At 62.5% G+C, this 14,752-nt stretch carries 17 protein-coding genes and 1 tRNA gene; 5 read left to right on the top strand and 13 right to left on the bottom strand.

Annotated elements, in window-relative coordinates; genetic code table 11:
- Nucleotides 1–86 precede the first annotated feature (86 nt).
- The 8 genes from JQ627_RS09445 to JQ627_RS09410 form a co-directional block, all read right to left on the bottom strand.
- On the bottom strand, nt 87–1,172 hold the full coding sequence (locus JQ627_RS09445; RefSeq protein ID WP_212483902.1) for a 3-deoxy-7-phosphoheptulonate synthase: 1,086 nt from the start codon (nt 1,170–1,172) through the stop codon (nt 87–89).
- A gap of 232 nt (nt 1,173–1,404) precedes the next feature.
- On the bottom strand, nt 1,405–1,983 hold the full coding sequence (locus JQ627_RS09440) for an HdeD family acid-resistance protein (RefSeq protein ID WP_212483901.1): 579 nt from the start codon (nt 1,981–1,983) through the stop codon (nt 1,405–1,407).
- Nucleotides 1,984–2,052: 69 nt separating this feature from the next.
- The gene (locus tag JQ627_RS09435; RefSeq protein WP_014495490.1) at nt 2,053–3,093 is read right to left on the bottom strand and encodes a PrsW family glutamic-type intramembrane protease; all 1,041 of its coding nucleotides are present in this window, start codon (nt 3,091–3,093) and stop codon (nt 2,053–2,055) included.
- Between the two features lie 597 nt (nt 3,094–3,690).
- Nucleotides 3,691–3,933: a hypothetical protein gene (locus JQ627_RS09430; protein ID WP_212483900.1), complete on the bottom strand. Its 243-nt coding sequence runs from the start codon at nt 3,931–3,933 to the stop codon at nt 3,691–3,693.
- A gap of 136 nt (nt 3,934–4,069) precedes the next feature.
- Nucleotides 4,070–5,071, bottom strand: a complete 1,002-nt coding sequence (locus JQ627_RS09425; protein ID WP_212483899.1) for an acyl-CoA desaturase — start codon at nt 5,069–5,071, stop codon at nt 4,070–4,072.
- 123 nt (nt 5,072–5,194) lie between these two features.
- A complete protein-coding gene (locus tag JQ627_RS09420; RefSeq protein WP_212483898.1) occupies nt 5,195–5,821 on the bottom strand; it encodes a PilZ domain-containing protein in 627 nt (208 codons plus the stop codon).
- Between the two features lie 178 nt (nt 5,822–5,999).
- Nucleotides 6,000–6,494 carry a hypothetical protein gene (locus JQ627_RS09415; protein ID WP_249142966.1) on the bottom strand — a complete coding sequence of 165 codons (495 nt, stop codon included), beginning with the start codon at nt 6,492–6,494 and terminating at the stop codon, nt 6,000–6,002.
- A gap of 259 nt (nt 6,495–6,753) precedes the next feature.
- Nucleotides 6,754–6,828: transfer RNA gene (locus tag JQ627_RS09410), tRNA-Glu, on the bottom strand.
- Nucleotides 6,829–7,052: 224 nt separating this feature from the next.
- On the opposite strand from JQ627_RS09410, the gene JQ627_RS09405 reads away from it, so the two are divergent.
- From JQ627_RS09405 to JQ627_RS09395, 3 genes are read left to right on the top strand one after another with little or no spacing between them, the layout of a single operon-like run.
- Entirely contained in the window at nt 7,053–7,307 is a 255-nt protein-coding gene (locus tag JQ627_RS09405) for a PilZ domain-containing protein (protein WP_212483896.1), read from the top strand.
- A 56-nt stretch (nt 7,308–7,363) separates the two neighbouring features.
- Nucleotides 7,364–7,609: a hypothetical protein gene (locus JQ627_RS09400; RefSeq protein WP_212483895.1), complete on the top strand. Its 246-nt coding sequence runs from the start codon at nt 7,364–7,366 to the stop codon at nt 7,607–7,609.
- Nucleotides 7,610–7,614: 5 nt separating this feature from the next.
- Nucleotides 7,615–7,782, top strand: a complete 168-nt coding sequence (locus JQ627_RS09395) for a hypothetical protein (protein WP_212483894.1) — start codon at nt 7,615–7,617, stop codon at nt 7,780–7,782.
- Nucleotides 7,783–7,968: 186 nt separating this feature from the next.
- Here the strand turns inward: JQ627_RS09395 and JQ627_RS09390 are convergent, their stop codons facing one another.
- From JQ627_RS09390 to JQ627_RS09370, 5 genes are all read right to left on the bottom strand, one after another.
- Nucleotides 7,969–8,607: a glutathione S-transferase family protein gene (locus JQ627_RS09390; protein WP_212483893.1), complete on the bottom strand. Its 639-nt coding sequence runs from the start codon at nt 8,605–8,607 to the stop codon at nt 7,969–7,971.
- A 341-nt stretch (nt 8,608–8,948) separates the two neighbouring features.
- Nucleotides 8,949–9,401, bottom strand: a complete 453-nt coding sequence (locus tag JQ627_RS09385; RefSeq protein ID WP_212483892.1) for a VOC family protein — start codon at nt 9,399–9,401, stop codon at nt 8,949–8,951.
- A gap of 273 nt (nt 9,402–9,674) precedes the next feature.
- On the bottom strand, nt 9,675–10,988 hold the full coding sequence (locus tag JQ627_RS09380; protein WP_212483891.1) for a serine hydrolase: 1,314 nt from the start codon (nt 10,986–10,988) through the stop codon (nt 9,675–9,677).
- A gap of 86 nt (nt 10,989–11,074) precedes the next feature.
- Entirely contained in the window at nt 11,075–11,746 is a 672-nt protein-coding gene (locus tag JQ627_RS09375) for a cysteine hydrolase family protein (protein ID WP_212483890.1), read from the bottom strand.
- 175 nt (nt 11,747–11,921) lie between these two features.
- Nucleotides 11,922–13,361: an IS1182 family transposase gene (locus JQ627_RS09370; protein ID WP_212483889.1), complete on the bottom strand. Its 1,440-nt coding sequence runs from the start codon at nt 13,359–13,361 to the stop codon at nt 11,922–11,924.
- Nucleotides 13,362–13,677: 316 nt separating this feature from the next.
- Between JQ627_RS09370 and JQ627_RS09365 the strand changes: the two genes are divergently transcribed.
- Together JQ627_RS09365 and JQ627_RS09360 are read left to right on the top strand one after the other, a co-directional pair.
- Nucleotides 13,678–13,884, top strand: a complete 207-nt coding sequence (locus JQ627_RS09365) for a hypothetical protein (RefSeq protein WP_212483888.1) — start codon at nt 13,678–13,680, stop codon at nt 13,882–13,884.
- A 113-nt stretch (nt 13,885–13,997) separates the two neighbouring features.
- Nucleotides 13,998–14,603, top strand: coding sequence for a hypothetical protein (locus tag JQ627_RS09360; RefSeq protein WP_212483887.1), 606 nt, complete (start codon nt 13,998–14,000; stop codon nt 14,601–14,603).
- Nucleotides 14,604–14,752: the final 149 nt, after the last annotated feature.

Here is a 14,752-nt window from a genome sequence, read left to right as displayed (position 1 = left end):
CGTTTGCGCGGAGATCATGCTCAATCATTAAGCCGCCAACGGCGGGCAGGGCGCGACAGCTCGCCCCGCCCGCGTTTGCTTTGGCCTTACGCTGAGCGCTCGTGCAGCCCCGCGCGCTGCGTGTTGCGGCGGATCTCGACCGCGTCAGCGAGCTGCTCGAGCACGGTGGCCGTGGTCGCCCAGTCGATGCATCCGTCCGTGATGCTCTGGCCGTAGGTCAGCGGCTTGCCCCGCACCACGTCCTGGCGGCCGGCGACGAGATTGCTCTCGATCATCACGCCCATGATGCGGTTCTCGCCGGCTGAGATCTGGCCGGCGATGTCGGCCATGACCAGCGGCTGGTTTTCCGGCTTCTTGCTCGAATTGGCGTGGCTCGCATCCACCATGACCAGCGGCGCGACGCCGGATTTGGCCAGATCGTTGCAGGCCGCCGAGACGCTTTCCGCATCATAGTTCGGCTTGCTGCCGCCGCGCAGGATGATGTGACAGTCCTCGTTGCCCGCGGTCGAGGCGATGGCGGAGCGGCCGAGCTTCGTCACCGCCATGAAATGATGCGGATGCGAGGCCGACTTCACCGCGTCCGCCGCGATCCGCACATTGCCGTCGGTGCCGTTCTTGAACCCGACCGGGCAGGACAGCCCCGAGGCCAGCTCGCGATGGATCTGGCTCTCGGTCGTGCGCGCGCCGATCGCGGCCCAGGACACGAGGTCGGCGATGTATTGCGGCGTCGTCATGTCCAGAAATTCTGCGCCGGCGGGCAGGCCGAGATTGTTCACCGCGGACAGCACGTTGCGCGCCAGCCGCAGGCCCTTGTTGATGTCGAAGCTGCCGTCCAGATCGGGATCGTTGATCAGGCCCTTCCAGCCGACGGTGGTGCGCGGTTTCTCGAAATAGACCCGCATCACGATCTCGAGCTGGTCGGCCAGGTCTTCGCGCAAGCTGGCGAGGCGCTCGGCATATTCGAGCGCGGCCTTGGGATCATGCACCGAGCAGGGGCCGACCACGACCAGCAGACGGTCGTCCTGGCCGTTGAGTATGGCATGGACGGCGTTGCGCGCCGCCATCACCACACGCGTTGCGGTGAGTGTGCGCGGGACTTCCCGCATCACCTCTTCCGGCGTGCTCAGCTCTTTCAGTTCGCGGATACGAAGATCGTCAGTCGTGCTCAGCACGGCGGGCTCCTGTCTTGTTTGAACCTGCCGGCAATAAAAAAGCCGCCAGGTCTGGCGGCTTGTTCGGACGTTTGCTTCAATATTCAGATTGAGCGCGATCCTCCTGCCGCCAGCGAGCTGTCGTAGCTAAAGTACCAAAAATAGCTGGTGACGAGAGTGATCATGGCCGCTCATATAGCGCGCCATTGGCGGGTTGTCACCCCCAAAACGGAGCAAGGCGCGATGAGGCGCCTCAGGTGTTGCTATTGCGTGCCGCCAGCGCCATGCCGATCAGGGTGGCGCCGCCGAACAGCAGGTTGATACCGACGAGGACGCCGATCGCCCATTCCGCCGAGCTTGGCAGCCCCGTGATCACCATGAACGAGATGGCGATGTCGACGAGGCCGGACATCAGGAGCCAGGACCAGCGGCCGCTCGGCTCGCGGCGGTGCTCCAGTGCGTACATGATGGTGGCGACGCCCTCGGCGAGGAAATAGGCGCCGATCACGATGGTCAGCGTCAGCACGGCCTGCATCGGCCGGGCCAGCAGGAGCATGCCGGCGAGCACGGCGAGCGCGGCCGAGATCAGCGACCACCAGAAGCCCGGCGTGCTGCGCGCCCAATAGGTCACGATCAGTCCGCCGATGCCGCTGACCAGGAACATCCAGCCGAGAAAGATCGCGATCGCAAGGCTTGCGAGCGGCGGCACGATCAGCGCGGCGACGCCGAGAAAAGCGAGAAGGATGCCTTCGAACAGGAAGGCCTTCCAATGCGCCTTGACCGTCTGGCTCATGGCAGATTGCAGCCGGGCAAAATCCTCGGGCGACGTCATTGGCAGGCTCCGGATCGAAAAACGTGTGCTCAATCTAATATGCACACACCGCGCTTGCCATCCCGCGGTTCAACCGCCGCCGTGCGCGGACGAAAAACCTTCGCCACTGGTGCGAACGCGGTTGCGGCCGAGAATGTAGATCGCGATCGTGACGATCAGGAGCGCGAGACCGAGCAGGATCGAGACGAAGCCGATCGGGATCAGGGCCAGCGTCAGATTGCGCTCGGGGTTGATCAGCCAATGATGGATGGAGGTCAGCACGAAGGCGAGGCCGAGAAAGCCGACGCCGCCGCCGGCGAGCAGCAGCGCCCACATCCGGCGCAACTGGCTGAGCCGCTCCCGCGCGATATCGGTCCGCGGCGCGTGATGGCGCGCGACCCGCCGCACCAGGCGGATGGCGAAGGCAATCGAGCTGAAGCCGATCAGCAGGCTCGCTCCGCCCAGCCACATCCGCAGCGTCGGATCGAGATCGGGCATCCGCTGCAAGGTCAGCAGCGGGAAGTCGAAGGCCGAATGCAGCGCGACCGGGCCTGCGAAGATCAGCAGGCGGCTGGAGAGGCGGGCCCAGTCGCGATGGTGGCGGTTGGCACCCAGCGCCGTGCCGGCGCGCGCGATCGTCAGGTAGGCGCCGGCGATGATGCCGAGCGCACCGTGGAACGGCACGGTCAGCACGCTGCGCAACGCGGCCAGTGAGCGCCACATCTCGGCGTGCTGGACGAGATAGGCGAGGTTCTCGTAAGCGGCGAAGCCGAGGCCGACGGCGGCGCCATAGACCACGGTGTCCATCGGATTGGCGAAGGTCCGCCGCTTGGTCGAGGAGACCAGCACGATGGCGATCACCTTGACGGCTTCCTCGGGCAGCGCGACCCCGAAGACCGAATGCATGGCGAGCGCGGCCCAGGGGTTGTCAGGGGCTGCAACCATCTTGGCGAAGGGAGCGCGGGCAAGGCCCAGCAGCGAAATGCTGGCCGCGCCGAGCAGGAACGCAGTCCAGACCTGGGCCGGCGGTCCCGGGCGCTCCTCGGCGGCAATGACGAGCCACAGCATCAGCAGCGCCGGGGCGATGGCGGCAGTTCCGATGACGGTGGGTAACGCTTCAATCAGGTACATCGGCGCCGAAAATAGGTTCCCTTGATCTGCTTATCTACGTTTACCGATGCGACCATGTGTCATGCACTTGCTGTCGCGTCACTTAACAGGCGCGACAGCCAGCGTTCATCGGTATCGGCGCCGGACGTGAGAAGACGAGCACAATCAACGGCATGACAGAGTTAATTCGTCATCGACGGCAGCCCTCGCGCGGCCGCCATCGGATTGCGATTGGTAAGTCAGATCAAGGCAATGCGCAGGTTTCTTCGATTGACGATGCACGTGTGCGAGCGGCGAGTCCAGCCGCCGGACAAACTGGCCTAGTCACGCTTCGTTGTGCGCCGATGGGGCGGTGCAGCGATCCGGCGTGCCCGCACCTGCTCCAGCTCCCAGAAGACGCGTACGAGGCACGTGCCAAGGCAGAAGACAATGAGCAGCAGCAGGAAGGCCTGGTCGACGGCGGGGATGTGTATCATGACGTTGATCAAGCAACGTGCATGCCATTCGTTCCCGCGGTCGCCCGCGCCGCGCGCAGCCTGACCTTGCACGAAGCGCTGCTAGCGCCGGCTCGAATCGCCGATTCCGGAAAATCGATTGGGGCCGGCGTTTGCCGTGCTTTCAATGCGTGGTGAAAGACGGCGGTGCTTCGGGCGCGATGTCGAAGGCGCCAAGATAAAATTCCTTGCCGACGGCCTCGTCCGGCTCGGCATGGTGCGCGAGCAGCGTGAAGGCGGCTTGCGGATATTGCTTCCAGATATCGAGATCGCCGGCCGTGATCGTCAGCCAGCCGAACGTGTACATGTACCGTCCGGGCTCGGTGACCCGGCCGACCCTGTCCCAGGTGATCTTGTCGACTGCCATTCGGTCCCCCGATCGCAAGTCTGCAAATGAGGTCCGGCACGAGGCACGGACCGTCAAAAGCTGATCCCGCAATGGGGCCGCGATAGGGCAGCGGTGCGGAGGCGAGACGGCCGCTGCGCGGCCGCCGACTGCCGCCTTAGCGCGCCGTCGTGGCCGCCTGCGCTTCGGCCGCCCGCTCCAGCTGACGGTGCGAGGCGTGGAAGACGTCGTGGACGAGGCCGATCTTCTCCATGCCCAGAATGATCAGGCCGTTGAGATCGATCTCCCACCAGGCGTGCGAGATATAGGCGTCCCGCGGGAAGCGGTGATGGTTGTTGTGCAGACCCTCGCCGAAGGTGAGGATCGTGGTCACGAACTCGTTGGTCGAGGCGTCGTCGACCTCGAAGCGGCGATAGCCGTAGGCGTGGCAGACCGAGCCGGTGAGCTGGCTGGTGAGGATCAGCAGGTAGCAGCGGAGCAGGCCGGAGAACAGCACGCAGCCGATCATGGTGTGCACGCCGCCGAAGGTGTAACCGATCACACCGGGGATGAAGACGGCCGACATCCCGTACCAGACCCAGCGCGTGCGCACGAAGAACATCGCGATGGGATCGGCGAGGATGTCCTTGGCGTAATATTCGTTGTCGGTGGTCGCCTGGTCGAACACCCAGCTGCCCTGGGCGTGCAGGAAGCCCTTGAATGCGCTGACATAGCGATTGCCGAAGCCGTCGAATTGCGGGCTGTGGGGGTCGCCGACGTCATCGGCATAGAGATGGTGGCGGCGGTGATTGGCGACCCATTTCGCGATCGAGCCCTGCACCGCCATCTGGGCAATGGCGCAGAAGAACACGCGCATGATCGGGCCGGTACGGAAGCTGCGATGCACGAACAGGCGGTGCATGCCGGCGCCGATGCCGAACGTGGTCAGCGCGAACATCCAGACGAACGTGAACAGCTCCACCTTGCCGAGGCCCTGGGTGATCGCCCAGATGACGCCCGCGACGGCGCCGACGTAGAGAATGCCGAGGAGCAGATAGCTCTCGCGCAACTTGGCCTGAACGAGCGGGCCTTCGGTGACGACGCCGGGTGGAAGTTGCGGCTTGGCCGCGGCGCTCTGGGGGGTCTCTGCCGGGGCGAACCCGGCGTCGGCGATGGACATTCCTGGACTTCCAATACTCAAGGGCCCGCAGTGATTGCGGACGTATTGAGTCACACCCTATCGCGCGGGGATCGGCTCCTCCAGCATTTAGTTAAAAGTGAGTTAAAATCGATCGGGCCGGATTCAGGCCGATTGCAGCATCGGCGTACGGACGATCAGGCGGACCAGGTCGTCCCGCTGCTGCTTCTCGGCGAATTTGACCGCAAAGCCCTTGTCGAATTTGCGAATGACGCGCCCGACGCAGGCGCCGACCGCAAGCGGGGTCCCGATCTGCGGGTCGTATTCGCAGGATATCGCGACGCCGGCCGTGGAGACGTCGATGATGAAGCAGGGATGGGTGCTGCCGTCGGCGAGCGTCAGGAACGTGTGGGAGACCTGCGGAACGAAGCGGGCGTCATTGCGCAGCTCCAAAATGCTGGCGTCCTTCTGCTTCTTCTCCAGCCAGGTCAGCTTTTCCGACATCCAGGCGCGCCGCGCCCGCGTCATGTCGAGTTCCATCAGAAAGCCCGCCTTCAGCGTGGCGCTGATGGTGCACTGGAATTCGCCAAAGTCCTGGAAATAGGAGGTCACGCGCTCGCCGACCTTACCGACCACAGGCACGTCGACAATCATGCGGAACGGGGAGACACGCTTGGTGCGGCAGGCGAAGGTGCGCAGCTGGCCCTCGCAATCGTACCAGCGCGGCAGCGAGTAGCTGCCGCTCACGCTGACTTCCACTGCACGCTGCCGGAGGAACTCTGAGACGGACATGAACGCCAATCGTGTTTCGGAGTGTTTCCGTAAAATCACGTAGCGGGCAACGTCTAAGCAAACGATACGCCGATCAAATAGCGGGGGTAAATTTTCGGTAAATGTACGGAGCGATGGTGTTCCGGAGCTCGCGGCATAACGCCCCGCGCAAACTCACAACCTCGTTATTCCGCCCCGCTCATTGAGATCCGAGTAGCACCAGCAGGGCCAGCACGCCAACGGCGATGAGGAGCTTGATCGCCGTCCAGGTCAGGCTGTCCGCACAGATCTGAAATCCGAACCACGGCAATGCGCGCCGCATCGCCAGCGTTGCGAACGCTTCGACGATGGCGAGCGCAAGGGCGATGCCGGCGATGAACGACCATGACCCGGCCGGAGGCAGCCATGCCGCAAGCCAGGCGGGGACAGAGTCTTGCAAGGACGCGAACAGCGCGAACCATGCGAACAAAGACGCGAAGCTCTTGATGATATCGGGTCCGATCCTGTCCGGCTCGAGCCGGATGCCGATCGCTTCGAGCGCGCGTTCGATGCGCTCGCCGTCGGCGAAGTAGAGGAAGGCGCCGAGGTAGAGCGGAACGCGCGACTGGAAGAGCAGGGCGATGACACCGAACAGGACCGCGTGGGCAAAGGCATCGCCGAGAGTGTCCAAGCCGCGCGACGGCGCCGGCACCATCGCGGCCTGGCGCGGCGGAAGCGATCGGGCGCGTGCCATGTGCTCCAGCATTCTGGCGCGCCGCTCCGGCGCATATGGCGCTGGACGGTGCATCCAGGGCGGCGGCACCGGCGAGGCAACGCCGGTCTGGCCGTCCGAGGGGGATTTGCGCTGCGCCATGGGTCTGCACCGGTTCCAACGGGTCATTGGTCGGCGGTCAGGGGCGGGAAGGTTCATGCGGGGCGGCGGATTTCGCCACATCACCCAATGGCCCGGATGTTGGCGCTCCCTAGCGGAATCGAACCGCTCTCTCCACCGTGAAAGGGTGGCGTCCTAACCGATAGACGAAGGGAGCAAACACAAGGCCCCGCCGCTTTTCGCGACACGGCCGCCGGCCACCCGAGTCGAGCCCGGCGGCTGCAGCGGGCGAACGTATAGTGGCCTTTGGCGCCGTGGGCAAGCCGTTCGGGAACGGTCTTTTGGAACCGGTGGATAGCGTCCCCCCTGTTACATTCGGAGGCGATTTCAACGGTTTCTTAGGGGCCCCTGAGATAGCGCTGGAACCGGAGAGATTTGTTCATGCCACAGCCCAAGAAGCGTGCAGCCCGCAAATCGCTGTCGCAGCACGCCTGGATCACGCTCGACGGCGGATTCGCGGCGCGGCATTGCCTGGTCCAGGACATCTCCGATACCGGCGCAAAGATCACGATGGACGAGGACGCGAGCCAGCTCCCGGGCGTGATCCGCATGGCCTTCGCCCGTGATGCCCGCACCGGGCGGAGCTGCCAGGTGATCTGGCGCCGCGGCAAATCGGCCGGCGTCAAGTTCATCTGACCCCGGGCGGAGCGACCCGGATGGCGCGTGACGCCGGTCCGGGCTAGAAGGGCTGCATGCGCGCGCCGCTCCTCATCCTCATCCCGTTGCTGGCCACGTCCGCGGCCGCAGCCGAGGACCTGCGCCTTCCGCCTGCCGAGCGGCCACAGGCCGGCAAGGCCTTGCCGCTGAAGGGGACGGGCGGGAGGGCCAAGGCCGGCTCCTGCGCCTCCTACGGCCCGCGCTTCGTCATGGTCGAGGGCACCGGCACCTGTGTGAAGATCGGCGGCTCGATCAGCGTCGAGACCACGGTCAGGCGCTGAAGCCGATGCCGCCGGATCTCATGCGGCCCGACATCATCGTCCCCTTCGTGATGTATTGCGCGCTGCTGTTGTGGGTCGGCCGCGGCCTGAGCTGGACGGCCAAGCTTGCCACCGCCGTCGTGACGCTGCTGCTGATCATCTGCGTGCTGCTGGTCGAGCGCGGCTGGCGCTAGGGGGCCGGTTTGGACGCGCGTTCTTCACGCGAACCGGTATCCACCTCGCTTGAAAACGCTCTGAAAACAAAAACAGCGAAAACAACCCCATGCACAGTAGCCGTCAAGTGCCGGCGCGATGCCTGACACGTGCGCAACAACGATGATTCATTGCGCGTTCGGCACAGCTTAGGCCGCGCCACCGGCTCATGACATTGGCGGTGCGACAAACCGGGCAAATCCGGGCCGCTTGCCGAGCTCGGCGAGCCAGCGCGTCAAATACGGCTGGGCCGGGCGGGTGATGCCTTCGACCCCGAGCCAGCGCCGCGCATAGGCGCCGATCGCGATGTCGGCCAGCGTGAACTGGTCGCCATCCATGAAGCGGCGCGATGCGAGCAGGCGGTCGGCGATGGCCCAGACCTCGGCGGCGGCATCGGCATCCCGCTGCACCTGGATCATGTCGCGCTCGGCGGGCGGCGTGCGCACGATGCCCCAGAACACCGGCCGGTCGACCGGCTGCACCATCGACAGCGTCCAGTCGAGCCAGCGGTCGACGCTGGTGCGCAGCTTCGGGGCCTCGGGGTAGATCGGCGTGCCGCGGCCATGCGCGAGGCAGAGATAGCGCATGATCGAGTTCGATTCCCACAGCACGAAGTCGCCCTCGACCAGCGTCGGGATCCGCGCATTGGGATTCATCGCGAGATAGTCCGCCTCGCGGGTCTTGCCGAACGCCATGCCGGCGTCGATGCGCTCGTAAGCCAGGCCGAGCTCGGTCAGGCACCACAGCACCTTCTGCACGTTGACCGAGTTGGCGCGTCCCCAGATCGTCAGCTTGGTGTCCGGCATGAAGTCCTCCCGCGTTTCGCTTTGGCGCGGGTGATAGCGGAATTCCTCAGGCGGAGCGACGGCGATTGCGGCGCGCCCCTCATGCAAAAAGCTCCGCCGTCGGCGGAGCTTCCATTGCAAGTCAAACCTCACTCGTTGAACTTGGCAAATCGAACTTGTTAAGTCGAGCTTGGCAGATGGAGCCTGATGATCAGTGGCCGAAGAACAGCCACAACAGAATGATCACCGGGATCGGCACGCCAAGCATCCACAGCAACAGTCCTCGTCCCATTGCGTCCTCCTCCAATCGCATTGTCGGAGGGACAACAACGGTAGCGGGCGCTGGTTCCTGTGGCGCGGCCCTACCAGTGGCCCGTATTGGGCATCGACAGCCACGGCTCGGCCGGCGCCTTCGGCTCGCCCTTCTGCAGCAGCTCGATCGAGTGCAGGTCCGGCGAGCGGACGAAGGCCATGTTGCCGTCGCGCGGCGGCCGGTTGATGGTAACGCCGGCCTTTTGCAGCTGTGCGCAAGTCGCGTAGATGTCGTCGACCTCATAGGCGAGATGGCCGAAGAAGCGGTCCTCACCGTACTTCTCCTCGTCCCAATTCCAGGTGAGCTCGACCAGCGGCGCGCCGCGCGTTTGCGGCTGCTTCTTCAGCGCCTCGAGATCGTCCGCCGAGCACAGGAAGACGAGCGTGAAGCGCCCCTTGTCGTTCTCGATCCGCCGCACCTCCTTCAGCCCCAGCGCATCCTGGTAAAACTTCAGCGCGACATCGAGATTGCGCACGCGCAGCATGGTGTGGAGGTATCGCATGGTTGTTGCTCCCTTGAACGGGTGGGGTTTTGCTTTGGGCCGGGACGGCGGGGACAGGAGATAGCAGGAAAGTGGGAGGAGGGGCAGGGGGCGGGGGCAAATGTGCGTGAAGGAGAGACGGTTGGTGCGGTAAGCTAGCTAGGACGTGTACTCATTAAACGGCTTGGCCGACTGATGTCCGCTCAACCTCCAACAGCGGCAGAAGAGCGGACCTTGCCCGAGGTCGCAGAAGGGACCCAAAGCGGTCGATGTCGAGCTTGTCCCGAGCTATTATCAGCCTAGCTGATCGACCAGTGCCGACCATAGAGCCCATTGTTCGCCTCGATGTACCGGGTCCTCAATTGCAGTGTGCACCATGACGACCTTAGAGGTCGGATCAACGCAAATATACTGGCCCTTGAATCCTAACAACGCGAACTGCCGCCTCTCACCGGGAAACAACCACAAGAGATAACCGTAGCCCAATTTCTTCGTCGCCACGACCGGTCGCAGATAGTCATCCGAAGCTCGAACGGTGGTTGCATCGATCATCCATTGCGCCGGAACGATCTGCTTGCCATCCCATGCGCCATCATGCGCCAGCAAACGTCCTAGCCGAGCGTAATCGCGCAGAACGGCATTGAAGCCAAAGTGCCCCAGTTCGAAGCCTTCTGCGTCTACTAGCCAATTGGCATCCGCTTCCGCGCCGATCGGCTCCCATACTTTCTCGCGCAGATAGTCAGATGCTGACTTGTTGACAGCACCGTGAAGCACCATGCCGAGCACGTCGGCTTCTATGCTCGCGTAGTAAAATCTCGTTCCCGCTGGGGCGACACGCTGATTGAATTGCACAATGCTCTCAACCGTACCCAACTTTGATTCCGGGAACGCGATCCCCATGCCGTTCCACAGGCGATTGAGGTCACGTCCTCCGTCTCTTGTTTCACCGAAATCGACGCCTGAGGACATGTGCAGCAGATCGCGAATTGGCGTCCCGCCGTACTCACTACCCATAAAACCCGGTACATAACTTTCGGGGATATCATCGACCGACTTAATCGCCCCCTCCGAGATGGCGATCCCGATCAACAGTCCGGTTATCGTCTTGACCATCGACTGGGATACGAACCGATCTTGATCAGTTCGCGCGTACTGATAGCCCTCGAAGATAATCTGGTCGTCCTTGGCGATCAGCAGGCCAGTGGCCGGATTGCGCGACATGTAGTCGAGGGGCGAAAACTTGCTTCCCTGAAAATGGTAGTGAACGTCTGCACTCGAGCACTTGAACTTCCAAGGCGTCACAGCTCGCCTGATGAGCCGCGTTTGATAGATGTGATCGATATGGGTGAATGCGCCGACACGGTATTTTGGCTCCCAAGGGTCGCCTTGCCTCCGCGCCTCCGTAATGTCGGGAAGAGGATAACCATCTTTGGCGCCGTAAAGCTCGGCGTTTGGACCTGTTGTGGAGAAAATCGGACCGGCGCAGTCTTGCGTCTCGCCGGGGGAAACTGGTTCTGCGGTTGCGGGAATGGGACCGGCAAACGCACAGGCGACCGTAGCAGCCAGCGATGACACAGCCTTGCGACGGGAATATTGCGGCGCCGACATGACGTCCCCCAAAGATTCCCGTAAGTAGAGATCAAATTGGGTGGAAACTTCAAGGAGTATGTCTCCTGTTGGGCCGATTGCTGAAGTCAGGCTGTCGCGATCAGGCCCAAAATGGACTGCGTATCTCGCACATCACAAAATGCAGATGCTAGCCCGGTGAGTGTCGCGCCATGTTCCGCGTCGGTCGTTGTCGCGTTTGCATCGGTGATGAAGAACACCTTGTAGTTCATCATCATCGCATCCCTTGCCGTTGCATCGCAGCAGACATGCGACAACGTTCCGGAGATGATGAGCGTGTCGATCCCGCGCTCCTGCAAGCGGACATGTAGATCGGAGGAGCCCGGTACAAAAGCGCCGAAACGGCTCTTGAGAATGACTAGATCTTCATGAGCGACGTCCAGTTCAGGCCAAAGGGCATGCCCCTGGCTGCCAGCGGTGAATGCCTCTATATAACTCGTACGACGTTTACGTCCGCAGAAGTGCTCAAAGAAGATCGGCCAGGTGCGGATCGCCTCGTCATCCACTGTATGCTGCGTAAAGACCACAGATCCACCTGCGGCGCGAAGGGCGGCGCTGATGCGGTTGACATTGGGGACAATGGTGCGGGCCATCGGCACTTCCATCACCTGCCCCTTGCCCATGAAGCCGTTCTGCAAATCGATGACGATATGCGCAGTCTCACACGGGATTAGGCCGTCAAAAACGCCGCCGCGCCTAATGCGTTCGCGGATCTCGTCCGCAATGCCAGCTTTGTGCATGACCATTACTCGGGCTGATGACGGTCTGATCACTTGCAGCACCTTATCAGGATCAATGCCCCTTTGCCAAAAACCCGACCGCCGTCTGACAAGGCCCACGTCTGAATTGGGTCTTGGCCGTGTAAAAACGAGCCTAAGGGGCGTCGGTTCTGAGAGCCAGGAGGCCCGGGGCGTCTCAGGCTGCGATCGCAGCGATCAGCGGCTTGATCCCGACGATGTTCATGACCCGTGTCAGGTTGTAGGCCAGGACAGAGAGTGCCATCTCTGCGGCTACTTTCGGAAGCGTTTTGGTCAGGAAGTGCGTCGCCCCCATGCGGGCCTTCATGGTGCCGAATGGATGTTCAACTGTCTCTCGACGCTGGCGCATCGCCTCTGGGTTGGCGTCGAGGCGCTGCTGCACAGCATCGAGGAGGTGCTCGTGCTCCCACCGTGTAATCCGTCGCTCTGACCCCGGCGTGCATTGGGGCTTGATCGAACAGCTTTGACAGGCCGTGGTCCAGTAGCGCCGCAGCATCTTGCCGTCTTCTTCGTTCGTATAGCGATAGGACAGCCGCTCTCCGGCCGGGCAGCGATAGGCGTCCTCCTCTGGCAGATAGGCAAAGTCCTGTTTACCGAAGCGTCCGTCCGCCTTAGCACCCGATGTCAGCGGTTTGGGCAGGGTTACCGTGATGCCTGCTTCGTGGCACGCGAGGATCTCCGGGCTGTTGAAGTAGCCGCGATCGGCCACAGCTTCGAGCGTCTCAGTCTTCAGAACAGCCTTCGCCTGCTTGGCCATATTAGCAAGTTGTGCCCGATCCGAGCCGCTGTTCGTCACCTCGTGCGTCACGATCAGATGGTTCTCGGTGTCCACGGCGACCTGCACGTTGTAGCCAACAACGCCAGAGCCGCGGCCGCTCGTCGCCATCGAACGGCTGTCGGGGTCGGTCAGCGAGATTTGCTGGTCAGGCGAAGCATGCATTTGCTTCTCGTAGACGGCAAGCTTATCCATTTCTTCCTTCAGCTTCGTCAGCTTCTCGGTAAGCCTTGTCACCTTCGTAGCCAGCGCCTCCGTCGGCTCCTGCCGGTCCGCCGTGTCAAGTTGGCTCAGGTAGCGCGCGACGCTCTCCTCAAGCTGAGCACGCCGCCGCTGCACCTTCGCCTTTGTGAAGTTCTTGTCCCGATTGTTCACGGCCTTGAACTTGCTCCCATCGATGGCAACGCTCGCCGTCGCGAGAAGACCCATCTCACGGCAAAGTTCGACGAAACGGGCACAAACCTTGCGAAGCGCCACGCCGTTGTCCTTGCGGAAGTCCGCGATCGTCTTGTGATCGGGCGCCAGCCGGCCCAACAGCCACATCAGTTCCACATTGCGCCCGGCTTCTCGCTCGAGCCGCCGGCTCGACTGCACTCGGTTCAGATAGCCATAGGTGTAAAGCTTCAAGAGAACCGACGGGTGGTACGATGGCCGGCCCGTTGCGGCTGGCTCCACCCCCTCAAAGTCCATCTCAGCCAAATCCAGCGCATCGACAAACACGTCGATCACGCGAACGGGGTTGCTCTCGTCAATGAAATCGTCGAGGCATTCGGGCAATAGCGCCCGCTGCCCACGATCCGCCTCCGCAACGAAGCGCCTCATCGATTCCCCCAAAGAATCACAGGAGAATCATAACAGCAGCCCAGCGTTTTCACACAGCCAGGGTCAAAACCGGTAATGCTCTGATCGATCCGAATATTTCCGCTTAGTCCCCAAGATCGGCCATCTGCGAGTTAATGAGTACGCGCCCTTGCTAAGCGTGGACGGACGAGCCGCAGCGTCGGCCGGGACTCGTGGATGAGTTCAATGCACTGTCACCGGAATTCAGCGCTTCTCGTCAATGAGCAAGCCCGGTCCTGCCGATGAACCATCCTCAATGTCACGGTCACTAATGCCCATATCTGGAAGGTATTTCGCCGTGAAATGGTTCAAGCGATATGCAATTGGCTGCCTGATCTGGTTGATCCTCGGCGGCATCAACGACGGCTACAGACGGCCCGGCGAAGACATGCGTTGGGGCGCCATCGTCATGGTGGCGGGTTTTTGGCCAATCGTGACCGCCGGCATCGTTGGCAGCTCTGTTGGCGAGGTTGCGCACAAGATCAATGAAGGGAATCCGGGGTGACTGACGTGTCTGACACCCAGAAACTGATGCCGGCACTTTCGACGCCTAGGCGCGACCTGCTGAGGCGAGAAATATATAGGCAATTCGGAGTTGATGGTCGAAAGACGCTCTTCTTGCTCCTTTTCCTTTTCGCGATCCCCGCGGGCGACTGCTCCGCGCAGACACCACCGCCCCCAGTCAACGAACATGCGTTCGAGCGCGCGCCGCCGACAGTCGTGAAGAGATTGGCGACCCGCTTTTCGCTAGGCGCATTCGCCGGCCGCTTCGAAGAGACGCGGCTCGGCGCGGTTCGCGAAGCCGTGGGCGAAGGGACCATCCGACACCAAGGCGACGCTGGAGATAGCATCTATTGGCTGTGTTATCGGCGCGCGCAGCATCGATTATGGGTGGTGTCCAGCGGAGAGATGGGCGGCCCGGACCATCTCGTCACGGAGATCGTTGAAGAGCTCACCGAGAAAGACGCCGGGGCCTCGGCCGATTGCGCCATCATCCCGGAAAAGTTCTCGCCCGTCGTCCTCGACAGCAAGCTGCATTTAGGTATGTCTCGTCAGGAGGTAATCATGGCGTTGGGACCGCCGTCGAAGTCGGAAGCTGCTCAGATCGTGTATTCTCACGAGGGAAAGCTCGCAGACGGTTTCGATGAGACCGCTTGGCTCATTCTCGGATTTGGTGAGAACAAGCTCGTGTCCATGCGCGGCGGCAAGACCACGACGAATTGAAGTGGTTGCGAGCAGCGTTCGCGCTTCGCGACGGATGCGAACGAGTCACGCGCGCTCGCGCACCAGCCCCATCACATACCCCAGCTTCTCCACCACCTTCGGCGAAAGCAAGCCAATGGCACTTGGTCATTCACTTTGGCTTCGATGCC

This window comes from Bradyrhizobium liaoningense (assembly GCF_018130785.1).
GTDB lineage: Bacteria > Pseudomonadota > Alphaproteobacteria > Rhizobiales > Xanthobacteraceae > Bradyrhizobium > Bradyrhizobium liaoningense_A.
Note: the sequence above shows the minus strand (reverse complement) of the source record. Positions and strands in the feature narration are given on the sequence as shown.